The organism is Paenarthrobacter sp. YIM B13468 (genome assembly GCF_042788025.1).
GTDB classification, from domain to species: Bacteria; Actinomycetota; Actinomycetes; order Actinomycetales; family Micrococcaceae; genus Arthrobacter; species Arthrobacter aromaticivorans.
This window is the reverse complement of record NZ_JBHZPI010000007.1, coordinates 115,662-133,835: the sequence shown is the minus strand read 5'-3', so window position 1 is coordinate 133,835 and position 18,174 is coordinate 115,662. Positions and strand designations below refer to the sequence as shown.

The 18,174-nt window shown below is 62.7% G+C and carries 16 protein-coding genes; 4 read left to right on the top strand and 12 right to left on the bottom strand.

All coding sequences use genetic code 11. The features are described from left to right. Window positions 1-13: 13 nt before the first annotated feature. Window positions 14-1,039: a sugar ABC transporter permease gene (locus ACFX4T_RS08960; RefSeq protein ID WP_223948477.1), complete on the bottom strand. Its 1,026-nt coding sequence runs from the start codon at window positions 1,037-1,039 to the stop codon at window positions 14-16. 214 nt (window positions 1,040-1,253) lie between these two features. Between ACFX4T_RS08960 and ACFX4T_RS08955 the strand changes: the two genes are divergently transcribed. Next, window positions 1,254-2,267 (top strand): formylglycine-generating enzyme family protein, encoded by a 1,014-nt coding sequence (locus ACFX4T_RS08955; RefSeq protein WP_377651514.1) that lies wholly within the window; start codon window positions 1,254-1,256, stop codon window positions 2,265-2,267. Between the two features lie 27 nt (window positions 2,268-2,294). Here ACFX4T_RS08955 and arr read toward each other — a convergent pair whose 3' ends face one another. The 6 genes from arr to ACFX4T_RS08925 form a co-directional block, all read right to left on the bottom strand. Next, window positions 2,295-2,705: an NAD(+)--rifampin ADP-ribosyltransferase gene (arr, locus tag ACFX4T_RS08950; protein ID WP_377651513.1), complete on the bottom strand. Its 411-nt coding sequence runs from the start codon at window positions 2,703-2,705 to the stop codon at window positions 2,295-2,297. 65 nt (window positions 2,706-2,770) lie between these two features. Continuing rightward, the gene (locus ACFX4T_RS08945; RefSeq protein WP_377651512.1) at window positions 2,771-3,328 is read right to left on the bottom strand and encodes a hypothetical protein; all 558 of its coding nucleotides are present in this window, start codon (window positions 3,326-3,328) and stop codon (window positions 2,771-2,773) included. A 95-nt stretch (window positions 3,329-3,423) separates the two neighbouring features. After that, the gene (gene gatB, locus ACFX4T_RS08940; RefSeq protein WP_223948473.1) at window positions 3,424-4,932 is read right to left on the bottom strand and encodes an Asp-tRNA(Asn)/Glu-tRNA(Gln) amidotransferase subunit GatB; all 1,509 of its coding nucleotides are present in this window, start codon (window positions 4,930-4,932) and stop codon (window positions 3,424-3,426) included. After that, window positions 4,932-6,500 (bottom strand): Asp-tRNA(Asn)/Glu-tRNA(Gln) amidotransferase subunit GatA, encoded by a 1,569-nt coding sequence (gene gatA / locus ACFX4T_RS08935; protein WP_377651510.1) that lies wholly within the window; start codon window positions 6,498-6,500, stop codon window positions 4,932-4,934. The genes gatB and gatA overlap by 1 nt, the downstream gene beginning before the upstream one ends. Before the next feature lie 5 nt (window positions 6,501-6,505). Continuing rightward, entirely contained in the window at window positions 6,506-6,802 is a 297-nt protein-coding gene (gene gatC / locus ACFX4T_RS08930; RefSeq protein WP_017199363.1) for an Asp-tRNA(Asn)/Glu-tRNA(Gln) amidotransferase subunit GatC, read from the bottom strand. Between the two features lie 156 nt (window positions 6,803-6,958). Further along, window positions 6,959-8,470 (bottom strand): CitMHS family transporter, encoded by a 1,512-nt coding sequence (locus ACFX4T_RS08925; protein WP_377651509.1) that lies wholly within the window; start codon window positions 8,468-8,470, stop codon window positions 6,959-6,961. A 198-nt stretch (window positions 8,471-8,668) separates the two neighbouring features. Between ACFX4T_RS08925 and ACFX4T_RS08920 the strand changes: the two genes are divergently transcribed. Further along, entirely contained in the window at window positions 8,669-10,426 is a 1,758-nt protein-coding gene (locus ACFX4T_RS08920; RefSeq protein ID WP_377651560.1) for an ATP-binding protein, read from the top strand. Beyond that, window positions 10,419-11,078, top strand: coding sequence for a response regulator (locus tag ACFX4T_RS08915; RefSeq protein ID WP_377651508.1), 660 nt, complete (start codon window positions 10,419-10,421; stop codon window positions 11,076-11,078). Before ACFX4T_RS08920 ends, ACFX4T_RS08915 begins: the two co-directional genes overlap by 8 nt. A gap of 26 nt (window positions 11,079-11,104) precedes the next feature. Here the strand turns inward: ACFX4T_RS08915 and ACFX4T_RS08910 are convergent, their stop codons facing one another. Both ACFX4T_RS08910 and ACFX4T_RS08905 read right to left on the bottom strand, forming a co-directional pair. After that, on the bottom strand, window positions 11,105-11,485 hold the full coding sequence (locus ACFX4T_RS08910; protein WP_223948469.1) for a RidA family protein: 381 nt from the start codon (window positions 11,483-11,485) through the stop codon (window positions 11,105-11,107). A gap of 68 nt (window positions 11,486-11,553) precedes the next feature. Continuing rightward, window positions 11,554-12,066, bottom strand: coding sequence for a GNAT family N-acetyltransferase (locus ACFX4T_RS08905; protein ID WP_216925394.1), 513 nt, complete (start codon window positions 12,064-12,066; stop codon window positions 11,554-11,556). Between the two features lie 288 nt (window positions 12,067-12,354). Here ACFX4T_RS08905 and ACFX4T_RS08900 point away from each other — a divergent pair, with 288 nt between their 5' ends. After that, window positions 12,355-13,722 (top strand): LLM class flavin-dependent oxidoreductase, encoded by a 1,368-nt coding sequence (locus ACFX4T_RS08900; RefSeq protein WP_377651507.1) that lies wholly within the window; start codon window positions 12,355-12,357, stop codon window positions 13,720-13,722. Window positions 13,723-13,744: 22 nt separating this feature from the next. On the opposite strand, the gene ACFX4T_RS08895 is transcribed toward ACFX4T_RS08900, so the two are convergent. The 3 genes from ACFX4T_RS08895 to ligA are packed head-to-tail and all read right to left on the bottom strand — an operon-like array spanning window position 13,745 to window position 18,124. After that, window positions 13,745-14,953, bottom strand: coding sequence for an AAA family ATPase (locus tag ACFX4T_RS08895; protein ID WP_377651506.1), 1,209 nt, complete (start codon window positions 14,951-14,953; stop codon window positions 13,745-13,747). A gap of 16 nt (window positions 14,954-14,969) precedes the next feature. Continuing rightward, window positions 14,970-15,794 carry an inositol monophosphatase family protein gene (locus tag ACFX4T_RS08890; RefSeq protein ID WP_377651505.1) on the bottom strand — a complete coding sequence of 275 codons (825 nt, stop codon included), beginning with the start codon at window positions 15,792-15,794 and terminating at the stop codon, window positions 14,970-14,972. Beyond that, entirely contained in the window at window positions 15,791-18,124 is a 2,334-nt protein-coding gene (ligA, locus tag ACFX4T_RS08885; RefSeq protein WP_377651504.1) for an NAD-dependent DNA ligase LigA, read from the bottom strand. The genes ACFX4T_RS08890 and ligA overlap by 4 nt, the downstream gene beginning before the upstream one ends. Window positions 18,125-18,174 lie beyond the last annotated feature (50 nt).

Here is an 18,174-nt window from a genome sequence, read left to right as displayed (position 1 = left end):
CAGCCGCGGGGGCTCAGCGTGCTTGCTTAGCAAAAATTCCGTCTTCGCCGAAGCGGTGGGCGAGTTTGTTGGCGCCGTAGATCAGCAGGGCACTGACCACACCCTTCGCCAGGCCCGCTGCGGCACCTGAACTCCAGCCGCCACCAACCACACCCGTGTAGTAGGTAAAGGTGTCCAGCACTTCCGCTGCCCCTGCGCCCACGGCGTCGCGTTGGAGGATGAACTGCTCAAAACCGACGGAGAGGATGTCGCCAATGCGCAGGATCAGGAGGAGTACGATCACGGGCCTTAGCCCAGGCAGGGTGATGTGCCACATCCGGCGCCAACGTCCCGCGCCGTCAGCAGCCGCTGCTTCATACAAGGAGGCATCGATGCTTGCCAGGGCGGCGAGGAAAATGATCATGGCCCAGCCGGCGTCCTTCCAGATCATCTGGATGACCACCATGACGGGGAAGGTTTCCGGATTGGTCATGAACGGAATCGGATCCATGCCCATATCGCGGAGCAGGTTGTTCACGAAGCCCGCACCGCCCAACATCTGCTGGAAGAATGCGATCACCAGGACCCAGGACAGGAAGTGCGGCAGATAGGCGATGCTCTGGAAAATCCTGCGGACCCGCGTGCTGATCAGTGAGTCCACAATCAGTGCAAGCACTAGCGGCACCGGGAAAAGGAAAACCAGCTGCCACGCCGCAAGGTAGAGCGTGTTCCAGAACGCATGGATGAAGTCGGGGTTGCCGAACAGGTCCACGAAGTTCTGCCAGCCAACAAAGAGGCTATCCCCGATGCCGAGGTAGGGCTGGTAGTCCTGGAACGCGATGACGTTGCCCAGGATCGGGATGTAGAAGAAGAGCAGCAGGAAAGCAACACCCGGGAGCATCATCAGGAGCATCTGCTTATCGCGCCTCAGCCTTGAGCGGAAGCTTTGCTGCGGTGCCCTGTTGCCCTTGCGCCTCGCCCTGCCGGATTTACCGGGCAATGGCTCCGGGACGCGGTGCGCTTCCGGCAAAGCCGGAGCTTGTTGCGTCGTCGAGTTCATGCTGTCTCCTCAGTGCTGGGGCAAGGGCCATCAATGTTTGCTTGAAGAGTGTGATTCAAAACACCCTCGTTAACCGTTTAACAAACCATAAACGACCACGTTCATGTTTGCAAGATCATGATTGAAACTGACGATAGAAATCAGTTTTGATCATTGCCGGGCAGTGTGGCCGACGCCACTAAGATTGATGGAGAACCGCAGAGGGAAGGTTGAAATGGCAGATTGCTGCAGCCCGGGCGCCGGCGCCCGGGAACACACCAAACCCGGACTGACGCTCCCCCTACGCGCGGCGGGCGGACACCGGAACCCGAGCACCGGCGTCGTACATTCGGGCAACGACGCCGCGACAGCGGGTCATAACGACGTCCGGATCCCGTCCGGGACCTTCGCCATGGGCGATCCTTTCGGTGAAGGCTACGACGGAGATGGCGAGACGCCAGTCCACGAGGTGTCCGTTTCCGGATTCACCATCAGCGCCACCACCGTCACCAACGCCGAGTTCGCGGCGTTCGTGGATGCCACAGCGCACCGCACGGAATCGGAAGAGTTCGGGACCTCTGCGGTGTTCCATCTTGCCGTCAAGGCCGAGCCACGCGACATCCTGAACCGGGTCAACAACGTCCCTTGGTGGCTCAATGTCCGTGGCGCCGACTGGGCCCATCCGGCCGGACCCCTCTCCCACTGGACGGACATCCCGGACCATCCAGTGACGCACGTGTCCTTCAATGACGCCATGGCCTACTGCGCGTGGGCGGGCCGACGACTGCCCACCGAAGCGGAATGGGAGTACGCAGCACGGGGCGGTGCGGCCGGGCAGCGCTATCCATGGGGCAGCGAGCTTCACAATGACAGCGCTGAAGGCAGCGCCCGGCACAACTGCAACATCTGGCAGGGCGAGTTCCCCGTGCGTAACGACGTCGAGGACGGCTACCTCACTACGGCACCGGCCAGGTCCTTCGCCCCCAACGGTTATGGGCTCTACCAGACCAGCGGCAACGTCTGGGAGTGGTGCAGCGATTGGTTCCTGCCCAAGTACTACAAGACGTGCCTGACCGCCGGAACCGTAGAAGACCCCCAAGGCCCAACGATTGGCCGCGGACGGGTTATGCGCGGCGGCTCATACCTGTGCCACGACTCCTACTGCAACCGTTACCGGCTGGCCGCACGGAGTTCCAACACGCCTGACTCGGCCAGCGCCAACCTCGGATTCAGGACAGTGGCGCTCTAAAGGTTCCGGCTCCGACGAGGAGAAACGTCAGTTGATGATTTCGCCGCGCTCGTCAGCAAGTATTGCTGCCAGGCGTTCCTTCCACTCTCGCAGCGCCTCGGGCTCCAGGCGCGTCCAATCGGTGACTTCGCTGAGGACCCTGAGCGGCGCCGTGCTGCGGTATGACCGGGTGGGGTTGCCGGGGAATTTCTTATCGGTCACGTTCGGATCGTCCTCGAAGGCGCCGGTCGGCTCGACGACGTAAACGCGCGGCTCAGTTTCACCGGCCGCGAGTTCGGCAGCCAGTCCTGCGCCATCCCGCAGAGCTGTGAAGTAGATGTGGTTCATCACGACCTCGGGCCGGTAGTTCGACCTGAAGCCCGCGCTCAGGAGATCCCCTTCCCGAAGGTCGGCTTTTGTGCCATGGAAGAACGGACCTTCGTCCAACGGTTGATTCACAGTTACACCCTAATCGCAGAACTCACCGAATCACTGGTTAGGGTCTGGTGCTGTGCGAACTCCAGTCAAAGCACCTTATGTCCGTGCCCCTTGAGATGCCCTTTGAGGATAGCCGGAAGCTCACCGGCCACAATGCGCTGTGCCGTCACGGCGTCGCCGTCCTTGGTCCCGGCAATCCTAACGGTGTCGCCGGCCTTGAGATCCGCCGCGGTAGCTGAAGGCAGCGTGGGCTTGCCCTTGCCGTTGCGCAGTTCTGAGACCGCGGTGGGCATGCGTGAGATGCGGGTCCCGGAGTTGATCGCGTACCTCTGCGTGAAGCCATCTTCGCTCTTGACGGTGATGGCAGAATCACTCACGGACTCGATCTTGCCTGTCTGTGTGACCACAGTGCGGAAGGTGCCGTCCTGCTGTTTCACAACGTGCTCGCCATGGATCCCCTGGGCTCGCCCCTCTGGGCGCTTGGCGCCGTCAGATGCGGAGGGACTTGGTGAGGCAGTAGCGCTCGACGGCGATGGGCTGGGTTGGGTGCCTGCCCACACTGCGGCTGCCCCGCCGCCGGTCAGGGCGACGGCGATGCCGCTGGCAATGAGGGCCTTGCGAAGGCCCGGCGTGATGGTGGCCATGAATCAATTGTGCGCCCGGCCGGACAAAAAAGTAGCTGGCAGTTGGGGTTGTTCTGAGCGCTCAAAACAACAACAACCGCCAGCTACTTGGGTGCTTAGGCCTGGACGCCGAGCTTCTCCAGGATGAGCTCCTTGACACGGCCGGCATCGGCTTGGCCGCGTGTGGCCTTCATGACTCCACCCACGATTGCGCCGATGGCTTGGAGCTTGCCGCTACGGATCTTCTCCGCAACGTCAGGCTGCGCAGCAAGTGCGGCGTCGATGGCTTCCAGCAGCGGACCGTCGTCGGAAACCACCGCAAGGCCGCGCTTTTCAACGATCTCGGCCGGTGTACCTTCGCCGGCAAGAACGCCGTCCAGGACCTGGGTGGCCATCTTGTTGTTGATCTTGCCGTCCTCGACCAGCTTGTTCAGCTCGACGATGACCTGCGGTGTGACACCGAGGGCCGAAGGATCGACGTCGGCAACCTTGGCGCGGCCAACGATCTCACCCATCCACCACTTCCGGGCAACATCTGCGCTGGCACCAGCCGCGATCGTTTCCTCGATCGAGTCCATGACGCCGGCGTTGACCACGTCGCGGAACTCCAAATCCGAGTAGCCCCAGGCTTCCTTGAGCCGCTTGCGGCGTTCGGCCGGCGGCTCCGGAAGGGTGGCACGAAGCTCCTCCACCCACTCACGGGAGGCGACGACAGGAACCAGGTCCGGCTCGGGGAAGTAACGGTAATCGTCGGCGTCGGACTTGGCGCGGCCCGACGTCGTCGAACGCGTGTCCTCGTGCCAGTGGCGCGTCTCCTGGATCACCGGCTGGCCGGAGTCCAGGACGGCAGCGTGGCGCTGGATCTCGTAACGAACGGCGTGCTCGACGGCGCGCAGCGAGTTAACGTTCTTCGTCTCCGAGCGGATGCCGAAACGTTCCTGGCCGTGCGGGCGCAGGGAAACGTTGGCGTCGCACCGGACGTTGCCGCGTTCCATCTTGGCATCCGAAACACCAAGGTTCTTCACGATTTCGCGGACCGCGGCAACGTAGGCCTTGGCCAGCTCCGGAGCACGGCTTCCCGCACCCTGGATCGGCTTGGTGACGATTTCCACCAGGGGAACACCCGAACGGTTGTAGTCCACCAGCGAGTAGTCGGCGCCCTGGATGCGGCCCGCGGAACCACCCATGTGGGTGAGCTTTCCGGCGTCCTCTTCCATGTGGGCACGCTCGATCTCGACGCGGAAGACCGTGCCGTCCTCAAGCTCGATGTCCAGGTAACCGTCGTACGCGATCGGCTCGTCATACTGTGAGGTCTGGAAGTTCTTCGGGGTGTCCGGGTAGAAGTAGTTCTTCCGGGCGAACCGGCAGTACTCGGCGATCTTGCAGTTCAGGGCAAGGCCGATCTTGATGGAGGACTCCACAGCCGTCTTGTTCACCACCGGGAGGACGCCGGGCATGCCGAGATCCACCTCGTTGACGTTGGTGTTCGGCTCATCGCCGAAGACGTTCGGGGCGGAAGAGAACATCTTGGTCTTGGTATTGAGTTCCACGTGGACCTCGAAACCCAGAACAGGATCGTACTTCTCCATGGCCTCTTCGAAGCTCAGGGTTGCGTCGACGGACATTAGTTTGAACCTCCGGCGGAGTTGGATGCGGCACCGAGAGCAGGTGTCTTCAATTCAGGAGCCTGGGCAAGGAGCGGGCCGCCCCACTTTTCTTCCAGAATGGATTCAAGCACAGCACCCACACGGTACAGGCGGGCGTCCTGGCGGGCAGGGGCCAGCAACTGCACGCCAACAGGCAAGCCGTCCTCATCAGCAAGGCCGCCGGGCAGCGACAAGCCCGGGATACCAGCCATATTGGCGGGTATGGTGGCGACGTCATTCAGGTACATGGCCAGAGGATCGTTCGCCTTCTCCCCCAATTTGAACGCTGTGGTGGGAGCCGTAGGCGAAATGAGGACATCCGCCTTGGAGAACGCGGCGTCGAAGTCGCGCTGAATGAGTGTGCGGACCTTCTGCGCCGAACCGTAGTAGGCGTCGTAATAACCAGCGCTCAGGGCATAGGTGCCCAGGATGATGCGGCGCTTGACCTCATCACCAAAGCCGGCGGCGCGGGTTGCACCCATGACGCGCTCGATCGTCATTGGGCCGTCCTGGGGCAGGGCACGCAAGCCATACCGAACGCCGTCGAACTTGGCCAGGTTGCTGGACGCCTCGGACGGCATGATCAGGTAGTACGCGCCCAGGGCGTACTTCAGGTTGGGGCAGGAAACCTCAACGATTTCCGCTCCGGCATCCTTAAGCAGCTGAAGGGACTCGTTGAAGCGGTTCTCGACGCCGGCCTGGTAGCCCTCGCCGTGCAGCTCCTTGATGATGCCGATCTTCATTCCAGCAACGTTGCCCACGCGGGCAGCAGCAGCGAGGTTGTCGAACGGATCGGTCAGGGATGTCGAATCGAACGGGTCATGGCCACCGATGACTTCCTGCAACAGTGCCGAGTCCAGCACCGTGCGGGACACCGGGCCAATTTGGTCCAGTGAGGATGCCATGGCAATCGCGCCGTAGCGGGAAACTGCACCGTACGTCGGCTTGACGCCGACGGTTCCGGTGACAGCACCGGGCTGGCGGATCGATCCACCGGTGTCAGTGCCCAACGCCAGCGGGGCTTCAAAAGCAGCGACGGCGGCAGCTGAGCCGCCCCCTGAACCACCAGGAATACGGTCCAGGTCCCAGGGGTTGCGCGTGGGCCCATACGCCGAATGCTCCGTAGAGGAACCCATGGCGAACTCGTCAAGGTTGGTCTTGCCAAGGATCGGCATCTTCGCAGCACGGAGCTTCTTGATCACCGTGGCGTCGTACGGGCTGTGCCAGCCCTCAAGGATCTTGGAACCAGCCGTCGTCGGCTGGCCAATCGTCACGATCAAGTCCTTAACCGCGATCGGCACACCGGCCAGGGCATGAAGTTCTTCGGCCGCGGCGCCACCAGCGGCGCGCGCAGCGTCAACCTCGGCCGCAACAGCCAGGGCTTCTTCGGTATTAACGTGCAGGAAGGCGTTAATTTGGCCGTCCACGTCAGCAATACGGTCAAGGTGCGCCTGCGTCACTTCAACAGCGGAAACCTCGCGGGCGGCAAGCTTCGCAGCAAGATCGGCAGCGGAGTGGCGAATGAGTTCGTTCTTCAGCTCAGTCATAGTAATTAGTCCTCATCCAGGATTGCCGGGACCTTGAAACGGTTCTCGTAAGCATCCGGAGCACCGGACAACGCCTGCTCAGCCGTAAACGTGTGGCCCACGACGTCCTCACGGAACACGTTGGTCAACGGAATCGGGTGGGACGTGGCCGGAACATCCTCCCCGGCGGCTTCGCTGACGGACTTCACCGAATCCACGATGACGGCAAGCTCAACCGCCATCCTGTCCAGCTCTTCGGCACTCATTTCAATGTGAGCCAGACGCGCAAGATGCGCGACGTCGTCACGGTTGATCGCAGCCATGGATCTCCCCTGCAAAGTTCAAATGGTTTTCCGAACCAGTCTACTTGGCTTGGGTGGGCCGTCGTACGCCGCAGCACAACAACGCGGGGTCACTTAGGGCCCATCCAAGGTGTGTGGATGGGCCGCAAGTGACCCCGCGTTGCTTGATGGGGTTGTTTAGCCGATGCCGATTGCTCCGGTCAGGACTCCGACAGCCAACATGACGATCGAGATGACTGCCGTGCGCCAGAGGACCTTCTTGTGGTGGTCACCCAGGTCTACCTTGGCCAGCGACACCAGCAGCAGGATCGCGGGGACCAGCGGGCTCTGGAGGTGGAACGGCTGGCCGGTGATGGAAGCCCGGGCCATGTCCGCTGCGCCAACACCATAGTGGGCTGCGGTTTCACTGAGGACCGGCAGTACACCGAAGTAGAAGGCGTCGTTGCTCATGAAGAACGTCATCGGGATGCTCAGCACACCGGTGATGACTGCCATGAAGGGACCCATGTCCGCGGGGATGATCTGGACGAGCCACTCGGACATTGCTTTGACCATGCCGGTGCCGTTGAGGACACCGGTGAGGACTGCAGCGGCCATGACCATGCTGACGACGGCGACGATCGACGGTGCGTGGGCGATCAGCTGGGCGCCCTGGTCCTTGACCTTGGGGAAGTTGACCAGCAGTGCGATGGCAGCGCCCACCATGAAGACGAACGGGAGCGGGACGATGTTCGCTACCAGGGTGACCATGACCGCGACAGTGAGCCCAAGGTTGAACCAGAACAGTTTGGGGCGCAGCGTGGTGCGGTTGGGATCCAGTGCGGTGTCAGCCATGGCGGTGTCGTGATCGTCCACCAGCTCTTCAGTACGTTCGAGAACCGCGACGCCGGCGCCTCCGCCGGTTACCGGCTTGGGTGCGGTTGTGGTTGAGCCGGTGCGGCCAAAGCCGAAGCGGCCCTTGCTGGCGCCCGAACTACCAGTACCAGCATCACCGGCGCCGGAACCGCCGCGGCCATTGCCGCCGTCGAACGCGTCAGAAGGATCTGCGACGTCGCCCCAGATCTCGGGAGCGGAGGTGCGGAGGCGGTTACGTTCCTGCAGGCCGAGCAGCCAGGAGAAGACGAGTACAACGATGAGGCCAACGATGAGGGACGGGACCATGGGGACGAAGACGTCATTGACGTCCAGCTTCAGTGCTGTAGCGGCGCGGGCTGTGGGCCCACCCCACGGGAGGATGTTCATGGTGCCGTTGGCGAGGCCAGCCACACAGGTGAGGACAACGGGGCTCATCTTGAGGCGCAGGTAGACCGGAAGCATGGCTGCGGTGGTGAGGATGAAGGTGGTTGAGCCGTCGCCATCGAGGGAGACTGCTGCAGCGAGGATCGCCGTGCCCAGGACTACCTTGGCGGGGTCGTTGCCGAGCTTGCGCAGGATGAACTTCACCAGGGGGTCGAACAGCCCGACGTCGATCATCAGGCCGAAGTAGATGATGGCGAACATGAGGAGCGCGGCCGTGGAGGTCATGGACTTCATCGAGTCCATGACCATAGGGCCAATGCCCAAGCCTGCCCCTGCGAAGAGACCAAAGATGGTGGGGACGATGATCAGCGCCAAGACGGGCGTCAACTTTTTGGTCATGATCAGGACCATGAATACCGCAATCATTGCGAATCCAAGCAAAACCAGCACGGCCGGCTCCTTACTACTGTGAATGGCACCACTTCGATGTGATGCGCACTACAGACGTTATAGTGGCGCCCGTCACGGGCTGGGGTTTCCGGGAATTGTTGGGAATACTGATCATTGCGAGCGTTTTGCGCATTGTGCTCAGTGCTTCAATGGAGCTGGAGGAAAGGAGTAACGGTGCCGCGCTTTACCAAGGTCAGTATGCGTTTCTCCACCCAGACGCTCCTCCTCCAACTGGGGGTAGTTCTTCTTGTAGTGCTCCTGAGCGGGGCAGTCCATGCATGGCTGGTCTATGAACGGATCGGCGACGAAGCCGAAAACCAGGCACTCACGCTCGCCCGCACAGTTGCGGCTGATCCCAATATCCGGGAAGACGTGCAGGCCATCAGCAAAGAAGAAGGAACGCCGCCAGCGAGCGTCCTGGCCGCCGGTCCGTTGCAGGCAGCAGCAGAAGCCGCCCGGATCCGTACTGGCGCACTCTTCGTGGTCATCACGGATGAAACCGGACTTCGGCTTGCCCACCCGGAAATTGCACGCCTCGGCGAACGCGTCAGTACCGATCCCTCGGTGGCGTTGGCCGGCCAGGAGATCACCACCCGCAACACCGGAACTTTGGGTCCCTCTGCGGGGGCCAAGGTCCCCGTGTACGCGCCCGCATCCGCACCTTCACCCGCGTCTGCATCTGACGCTGCGGCCACCCCGGGACCCATCGTGGGCGAGGTGAGCGTCGGCTACTCCATGGAGTCCCTCAGCAAGAGCCTGGCACAGGACATTGTGCCCATTGCCCTCACTGCCGGCGGCGCACTCCTGGCGGGCGTCCTCGCTTCATTCCTGCTTCGGGCCCGCCTGCAACGCCTCACGTTGGGCTTGGAACCAGAGGAGATCAGCACCCTCGTCCACGACCAAGTGGCAGTGCTCCAAGGCGTGGACGAGGGCGTGATCGGGATCGCCGCCGATGGACGCATCTCCGTGTTCAACGCCGCTGCGGCCAGGCTCCTGGACCTGCCCGACGCCACCGGCCAGGACTGGGCTACAGCCAACGTTCCCGGGCAACTTAAACAGCTCACCCAACCGGCAGCCCGCGACGCCGAAGCCGTGGAACTGGTAGCCGGCGGACGAGTCCTGGTGGCCAGCGCCCGAAAAGCGTGGCACCGCAAGGAAGACCTCGGCTGGGTGGTCATGCTCCGCGACCGCACCGAACTGCAACAACTGACCCGCCAGTTGGACGCGGTGGGAACCATGTCCACCGCCCTGCGCGCCCAGCGCCATGAATTCGCCAACCAACTCCACACCATTGCAGGCTTCATGAGCATCGGCCAACACGAGCAAGCCAAGGAATATCTGGCAAGGATCTCCGCCACTGGCCCCCTGAAATTCCCTGTAGAGCAGGCCGAGCTCCTTCAGGACGCATACTTGCAGGCATTCGTGGGCGCCAAGAGCGTGGAGGCGTCCGAACGCGGAGTGGCGCTCCGGATCGGGCCTGAAACGTTGGTCCGGGGGCACGTGGCCGATCCGCAGGACGTCACCACAGTGCTCGGCAACCTGATCGACAACGCCGTGAGTGCCGCCGTCGCCGGTTCCGGTTCGGAGCGGTGGGTAGAACTTGAGTTGCTTGACGATGCAAGCCAGGACAGCGGCACCCTGCATATCGTCGTTGGCGATTCCGGAGACGGTTTGGGGAACCTGGAACCCGAGGAAGTCTTCGCCGAAGGATTCACGACGTCGGAACAACCGGTACGCCCGGGGGCCGGACAAGGTTTGGGCTTGGCTTTAGTGCGGCAGTTGGCCCGGCGCAGGGGTGGGGACGTCCGCGTCCTGGAGGCCGGCAGGCAAGGCGGGCCCGGAGCTGTCTTCATGGCGACGATACCTGGCGTGATGGGGCGAGCGTCCGACGGCGGCGCTGAAGCCCCAACGGACACAGAAGCCGGTACGACAATGCGGGAGGACAGCAGTGGCTGAGGATTTGAGGGTGCTCATTGTGGACGATGACTTCCACGTTGCCAGACTGCATGCGGCCTACGTGGACTCGGTGGCCGGATTCATGGCGCTCGCTCCGGCCGGTTCCGTGTCCCTGGCTCTGCAGGCGATCCACAGCCTGCGTCCTGACCTGGTGTTGCTGGACGTCTACCTGCCGGATGGTTCAGGGCTTGATTTGCTGGGCCAGCTGGACATCGATGCCATCATGCTGACAGCGGCCTCTGACGCCCCGTCCATCAGGGTAGCGATGCGCCGCGGCGCCCTGGGTTACTTGTTGAAGCCCTTCACCGCGGAATCCTTGTCCCAGCAGCTGAGGTCCTATGCACGCTATCGCCGGATCCTTGGGCAGCAAACGGGTGTTGATCAGACAACGATTGAGCGTGCCAAGCGGGCACTGATCCCAGGTGACGTGACGCCCGCTCAAAAACCAAGGTCAGCAACCGAAGCCGCAGTCCTGGAATCGCTGCTTCCCGGCGAACAGTACTCAGCCGCCGAAGTCGCAGACCGGGTGGGCGTTTCCCGGGCGACCGCGCAGAGGTACCTGTCCTCGCTGGCCGACGATGGCGCCGTCGAAATCCAATTACGCTACGGAAGCACGGGCCGCCCGGAACACCGCTACGGCATTCCGGGCTAACCCGGCCAGGTAGTTAAGCGTCCGGGTTACGCGGACTTCTGCGCGACGAGCTCGATCTCCACGAGCATCTTGGAATCCAGGAATGGCAGCACGTGCACCAAGGCCAGGGTGGGACGGATCTCGCCGAAAACCTCACCGTGGGCGCGGCCGGCGTCTTCCCATTTGCTGATATCCGTCAGGTACAGCTTGGACTGTACGACGTCCTCGTAGGAGAACCCTGCTTCTTCGAGGACCGCTCCGAGCTTCTCAAGGATGTATTTGGTTTGCGAGTAGAAGTCATCGCCCACTATCCCATCAGGTCCGGAAGCCGCCGTAGCAGAAATGAAGAGTGTGTTGTCCACCTGGACCGCGCGGGAGTATCCAAGGGTCTGTTCCCAAACGGAACCCGTGCCATATGTCTTGCGCATGCCGCGCCTTCCTGATCGCTGTGCCCGTTGCGGTTGTACAAACCTAGCGGGGTTTACGAAAGGAAACTTTATGGCTGCGGGAGGTCCAGCCTGTAAACGAACAGCTTTATGTCGGTGCCGGGGACGAACCAGTCGCGGTGCGGAGCGCGGGCAAAACCGGTCCGGGCGTAGAGGGCGTTGGCACTCTCCCACGTGGCTCCCGTGGTGAGGGAGACAGCACCGATGCCGTCCATCGCTTTGGCTTGCTCGACGACGGCCTGCACCAAAGCGCGTCCGGCGCCGGAACGCTGCACCGCGGGATCTACCACGAGGGTGCGCAGTTCCAGTTCGTCGTCCAGGCCGATGTCGGAGAAACCGCCACCCGCTGGTGCTGCCGTGACGGAACCGATCACCTGGCCGTTCCGTTCCGCGACGAAGATATCGGCGTGCTCCGCCCGCGCTGCCACGTCTTGGAGTTGCTGCAGGTACGGATGGTCCGCGCTGCCGTAGTACCCCGCCGTGACGTATGAATCCTGCGTGATGCGGGCAACGTCGTCGTAGTCTTCGGGCAGGGCTGGGCGGACAGTAATCGACGAATGCACTTATCAATGGTAGTGGCGGGCTCGCCGCACCACGCGCCAAACAGCCCTTTCCGTGACGGAACTATCAGTCCGGCGTTGAATTCCCGACGGCGGATTGTTGCGTCACGTTGATCCCTGGCCCGCCGTTGGGCTGCTTTTTGTGTTGCTTTCCGTGGCTCTGGATTGAGTCCTGTGGCTCGCCATTAAGCCCGGTTTCGCGCTGTTGCGGCCGCATGTCGAGGAGCTGGCGAGGGGTGTTGTGGCCGTGCTTGAGTTGCCACACCCTCACCTGGATCAAAGGAGAAACCCATGTCCACGCCACAGCGCCAACTCCACCTCAACGCTTTCCTCATGAGCACAGGCCACCACGAGGCCTCCTGGCGCCTGCCTGAAAGCGACCCCCTTTCCTCCACCAAAGTGGAGCATTACCAGCACCTGGCCCGCACGGCCGAGCGCGGAAAGCTAGACTCGATCTTCTTTGCCGACTCCCCTGTGCTGTTCGGGGAGGTCGGGCGCCGTCCAGCGGGCAAGCTTGAGCCAACCGTGCTACTGACCGCTCTCGCTGCAGCCACAGAAAAGATCGGCCTGATCGCCACTGCCTCCACCACCTACAACGACCCCTTCAACCTGGCACGCCGCTTCGCGTCGGTGGACTGGGTCAGCGGTGGCCGGGCAGGCTGGAATGTGGTGACGACGGCGGGACCTGACGCTGCGCGCAACTTCGGCGTGGATGACCAGCCCGCCCACGCTGTCCGCTACGAGCGGGCTGCCGAATTCATCGAAGTGGCGCAGAAGCTCTGGGACAGTTGGGAAGACGACGCCGTGCTCGCCGACAAGGCCGAGGGAGTCTGGGGTGATGACACCAAGATCCGCGCAATCGAGCACGAAGGCACGCATTTCCGTGTCCGTGGCCCGCTCAACGTACCCCGTTCACCACAGGGCCACCCGCTGATCGTTCAGGCCGGGTCCTCGGAAGACGGTAAGAAGCTTGCTGCACAGTACGCGGAGGCTGTTTTCACCGCCCATCAAACCCTGGAGGATGCACAAGCTTTCTACGCCGATTTGAAGGCCCGTACCTTGGCCGTGGGGCGCGATCCGGAGGGCATCAAGATCCTGCCGGGCATCGTCCCCGTCATCGGCTCAACGGAAGCAGAGGCGCTGAAGCTCGAGCGTGAACTCGATGAACTGATCAAGCCGGAATATGCCCGTGAGCAGCTGGCAAAGACCTTGCGCCTGGCACCGGAGGACTTGCCACTGGACCAGCAGCTGCCTGCGGACCTCCCCTCCGAGGACGAGATTGAGGGAGCCAAGAGCCGGTACACGCTGATCGTGGAGCTGGCCCGCCGTGAACAGCTTACTGTCCGGCAACTGATCGGCCGTTTGGGCGGCGGACGCGGGCACCGCACCTTCTCCGGCACACCGGAGCAAGTGGCCGACGCCATCCAGGACTGGTTCCAGGCAGGCGCTGCCGATGGTTTCAACATCATGCCGCCCGTCCTGCCCTCGGGCCTGGAAGTCTTCGTGGACCACGTGGTGCCGATCCTTCAGCAGCGGGGCCTGTTCCGGACCGAATACACGGCGTCTACGCTGCGAGGACATTACGGGCTGGCCCGGCCTGGAAACCGTTTCTCCGGCTCCGCGGTGCAGCAACTCACATCCATCGGCTCGGCTTTCTGACAACCGGCTAGCCTCCGCGTGCTCAGCGCTTAGGCCAACTCCACAACGGGCCTTCGAGGGAACCGAGTCCCTTGATCCGGGTTTCGCCGAGGTCCTTGTAGAGCTCGTGCTCGTGGGCCGCTCCACTTTCCCGGAGCGCCCTGAGCAGTGCTTCGGAGTGCGTCACCACGATCATCTGGCTGTTGGCACTGGCTTGGACGATGAGTCCAGCCAGTGCCGGCATCAGATCGACATGGAGGCTCGTTTCGGGTTCGTTGAGGACCATCAACTCCGGTGGCCGCGGAGTGAGCAGGGCAGCGGTCAGCAGCAGGAACCGCAACGTTCCATCAGAGAGTTCTGCCGCCTTCATGGGCCGCAGCATGCCAGGTTGCCGCAACTCCACACTGAAGCGGCCGTCGCTCACGGCAATCTCCAGGCGGCTCCCCGGAAAAGCGTGATCGACGGCGGCATCGAGCTGCCGCTCAAATCCCACTTCACGCAGGGTCTGTAGCGCCGCCGCCAGGTCCTTCCCGCTATGGTGCAGCACAGGGGTTCTGGTGCCAAGCTGTGCTTGCCTGGCGGGCGCTTCCGCATCTGTCCGGAAGTGATCGTAGAACCGCCAGGAACGCACAGAGTCCCGGACCCGGAGAACTTCGGGAGCCCTGTCCTGGTCCGATACTTCGGTCAACATGCTCTGGAAAGTGTCCAGCCGCCGCGAAAGCTCAGTCCAGTCCCCATCAGCTCCCCGCAGCTTCGCCAGGCTTCCTTTACGATCCACCAACAGGGAACCTGGCCTTGCCACCGGTCCGGAAAAGATCTGCTCGCGCTTGATCTCAGGATCCAGGCTAAAAGCCGAAGGGCGGGGCCTGCCTGTTTCCTGATCGAATCCGGCGCCACTGGACACGGGCATGCCCAAGTCCACGAGGTAGCCGAAGTCGTCCCCGGAATACCCCAGTTTCAGGTTGACGGAGTCCCTGCGGACCGTGCCTTGAACAGGTACTTCACCACGCCGCATCGCCTCGCTGATCGACTCAGGGCCGGCCCAGAGCGTGGACGCCAGCCCGCCATCCCTGGCCAAGGATCCCACCACGTTTCCGGAGTCACCCCCGGCGCATTCGGCCAGCAGGCGCAGCGCACGGTAGAGGGAGGATTTCCCGCTGCCATTCGCCCCCGTGACCACGTCCAGGCCATGGAGCTCAACCGCCAGGTCCCGGATGGAGCGGTAGTTGGCGATGGCGAGGGTCTTGATCACGGGAACAGGGCGTTGATCAAAGGGGGAATTTCCCGGAGAGTTCCAGGGCGCCTGCGCACGTCCACGCGGCCAAGCGATCCTCGATGGCTGGGCCGCCGTCGAGCGGGCTCTCAAGCCGTGGCCTGCGCACCCAACAGCCCGCTTCCTCGGCGATCAGGGCGCCGGCGGAGAAATCATGCTCGTTCAATCCGCGCTCCCCGAAGGCGTCGTAGGTGCCGTCTGCCACCAGGCACAGATCCAAGGCTGCGGAACCCAGCCGCCGAACGTCCGCGAAGCCGTTCATCAGTTCGGCGAGGCCTTCCGCCTGATTGGCGCGGGTATCGGGATCGTAACTGAATCCTGTGGCAAGGATGAGGCCGGTGCGTCCGGGAACGGGGCCCGCCAAGCGGGTAGTCTCCCCCGCGACTTCCAACCAGGCGCCCTCGCCCCGGGCGGCCGAATAGACCCGCCCCAGGGCCGGCGCATGAACTACTCCCGCCAACCAGACGCCGTCGGCATCTGCGACGGCCACTGATGTGGCGTAATAGACGATGTTGCGGATGAAGTTGGTGGTGCCATCAAGGGGATCAATGGACCAGCGGTAACCCGAGGGTTGCTCGGGCCTCGTGGTCCCGTGCTCCTCGCCCGTAATGGTGTCATTGGGCCGTTCGGCCAGGATTGCCTCGCGGACTGCGTTCTCTGCTGCGACGTCGAACTCGGTCACCCAGTCGCCGGCGTCGCCCTTGTTGGATATTCCCAACCCGGCGCCGCCTGTGCCCGCGGCAGATCTCCGGGACAGGACAGCCGCGCCCGCAGCAGCAGCGCGTTTCGCCACGGCGAGCAACTCGATGGCGTCGGTCATTCTGCGTCTGCTTTCACTGTCTCTGCAGCGTCGGCTTCGGATTCAAACTCGGCCCCTGTCTCGGAGTCAGCATCGGCCTCGGAGTCAGCGTCGGCATCCGCCTTTGCCGGGCCGTTCGCCAACAGCTCGCGGAAGCCGTCCTCATCCAAGATCGGAACGCCGAGCTGCTCGGCTTTATCCAGCTTGGTCCCAGCACTTTCACCAGCAACGAGGTAGCTGGTGTTCTTGGACACCGAGCCGGAGGCCTTCCCGCCACGGATGATGATGGCTTCCTTGGCCTCGTCCCGGCTGAAGTTGGGCAGCGTCCCCGTGACCACGATGGTGAGTCCCTCCAGGGTTCGCGGCATGCTGGTATCGCGTTCGTCTTCCATCCGCACGCCGGCAGCGGCCCAGCTGTCCACGATCTCGTTGTGCCAGTCCACAGCGAACCATTCCTTTAGGGCTTCGGCGATGGTGGGTCCAACTCCGTCAACATGCGCAAGCTGATCTTCAGTGGCGTTCCGGATCGCGTCCATGCTGCCAAAGGCCGTCGCCAGGGCACGGGAGGCAGTGGGTCCCACATGGCGAATGGACAAGGCCACGAGGACGCGCCACAGGGGCTGCTTCTTCGCTTTCTCCAACTCGGCAAAGAGTTTTTCCGTGGTTGCCGTTGGCTTCGATGGCGACTTTGCCGTCCCACGTGAGTAGAAGTACGGAACAAGCTCGTACTGGCCCGTGCCTACGCCCTTGGACCTCTTCTCCCGGCGGATCATGACATTCGCCAGATCCTCACGCTTCAAATTGAACAGCCCGGCTTCGCTGGTCAACGGCGGAGTCTCCGGCTCTGCCGGCTGCGTCAAGGCGATCGCCGCTTCCCAGCCCAGGGCCTCGATATCGAACGCACCGCGGCCAGCCAGATGGAAAACACGCTCACGCAGCTGTGACGGGCAGGACTTGGCATTGGGGCAACGGATGTCCACGTCGCCTTCTTTTGCCGGTGCCAGCGGGGTGCCGCAAGACGGGCACTCGGTGGGCATCACGAATTCGCGCACGGGTGGATCCTGTTGGTCGCGCAGCGCCAGTACAGGTCCAACGATCTCGGGAATCACATCACCGGCCTTGCGGAGAATCACGATGTCGCCGATCATGACGCCCTTGGCCTTGACCACATCCTGGTTATGCAGAGTGGCCATTCCTACGGTGGAACCCGCCACCTTCACCGGCTCCATCATGCCAAACGGCGTGACGCGCCCCGTGCGGCCCACGTTGACGAGAATGTCCAAAAGTTTGGTGTGGACTTCCTCCGGCGGGTACTTGTAGGCGGCGGCCCATCTGGGGACGCGGGAGGTGTAGCCGAGGGCACGTTGTGTGGCGAAATCGTCAATCTTGACCACGATGCCGTCGATTTCGTGGAGGAGATCATGCCGGTGCTCGCCATAATGGGCGATAAATTCCAGGACGCCTTCAAAGGAATCCAGAACTTTGAAGTAGGGGCTGACAGGCAGCCCCCAGTCAGCCAGCAACTTATAGGTTTCGGATTGGCTCATGGCATTAAGGCCCTCCCGGGCGCCGATACCGTGAACGAACATGCTCAAGGGACGCTTTGCTGTTTCTGCCGGGTCCTTTTGGCGGAGCGAGCCCGCAGCCGCATTGCGTGGATTGGCGAGGGGGGCTTTGCCTGCGGCAACCAGGGCTTCGTTGAACTCCACGAACGCCTTGGAGGGAATGAACACTTCCCCACGAATTTCAACTTCCGAGGGATAACCCGAGCCGCTGAGCTGACGCGGGATCTCCTTGATGGTGAGGACGTTATGGGTGATGTCCTCACCTGTTGTGCCGTCACCTCGGGTGGCCGCCCGCACCAATTTTCCGTCCCGGTACAGCAGGTTCACGGCGAGCCCATCGATTTTCAGTTCAGTCAGCCAGGCGATCGGCGGGACGCTGTCCCCGAGCCTCGCTACTGAAGATTCAGCCTTGCGAACCCAGGCTTCGAGCTCCTCGAGGGAAAAGACGTCGTCGAGGCTGTACATCCGCTGCAGATGCGCGACGGCGGTGAAGGCAGCCGAGACTTCGCCGCCAACTTCCTGCGTGGGCGAGTCGTTGGAGACGAGTTCCGGGTGCAGCGCCTCGATTTCTTCCAGGCGACGGTACAGTTCATCGAACTCGGCGTCGGAAACCGTGGGCGCGTCCTCTTGGTAATAGGCATAGCGATACTTGCGAACGAGGTCGGCAAGTTGCTCATACTCGTCCCGCAGGCTCTCCGAAGGAGGTGTTCCCTCTTCTGCGACTAAGGCCGCAGCGCCAACCTGGGTTGTGGTGTCGACCGGATCTGGATTCTCTGGTGTGCTCACAGGTCTATCTTGCCGCAACCCACGGACATTATTGACCCATCGGGATGTGA

What these genes read in the sequence shown, in the direction of transcription:
- ACFX4T_RS08910 (WP_223948469.1), bottom strand. Translation starts at nt 11,485, where the DNA reads ATGCGCAAGACATATGGCACGGGTTCCGTTTGGGAACAGACCCTTGGA.
- gatC (WP_017199363.1), bottom strand. Translation starts at nt 6,802, where the DNA reads ATGGCTGCGATCAACCGTGACGACGTCGCGCATCTTGCGCGTCTGGCT.
- ACFX4T_RS08900 (WP_377651507.1), top strand. Translation starts at nt 12,355, where the DNA reads ATGTCCACGCCACAGCGCCAACTCCACCTCAACGCTTTCCTCATGAGC.
- ACFX4T_RS08955 (WP_377651514.1), top strand. Translation starts at nt 1,254, where the DNA reads ATGGCAGATTGCTGCAGCCCGGGCGCCGGCGCCCGGGAACACACCAAA.
- ACFX4T_RS08920 (WP_377651560.1), top strand. Translation starts at nt 8,669, where the DNA reads ATGCGTTTCTCCACCCAGACGCTCCTCCTCCAACTGGGGGTAGTTCTT.
- gatA (WP_377651510.1), bottom strand. Translation starts at nt 6,500, where the DNA reads ATGACTGAGCTGAAGAACGAACTCATTCGCCACTCCGCTGCCGATCTT.
- ACFX4T_RS08945 (WP_377651512.1), bottom strand. Translation starts at nt 3,328, where the DNA reads ATGGCCACCATCACGCCGGGCCTTCGCAAGGCCCTCATTGCCAGCGGC.
- ACFX4T_RS08890 (WP_377651505.1), bottom strand. Translation starts at nt 15,794, where the DNA reads ATGACCGACGCCATCGAGTTGCTCGCCGTGGCGAAACGCGCTGCTGCT.
- ACFX4T_RS08960 (WP_223948477.1), bottom strand. Translation starts at nt 1,039, where the DNA reads ATGAACTCGACGACGCAACAAGCTCCGGCTTTGCCGGAAGCGCACCGC.
- gatB (WP_223948473.1), bottom strand. Translation starts at nt 4,932, where the DNA reads ATGTCCGTCGACGCAACCCTGAGCTTCGAAGAGGCCATGGAGAAGTAC.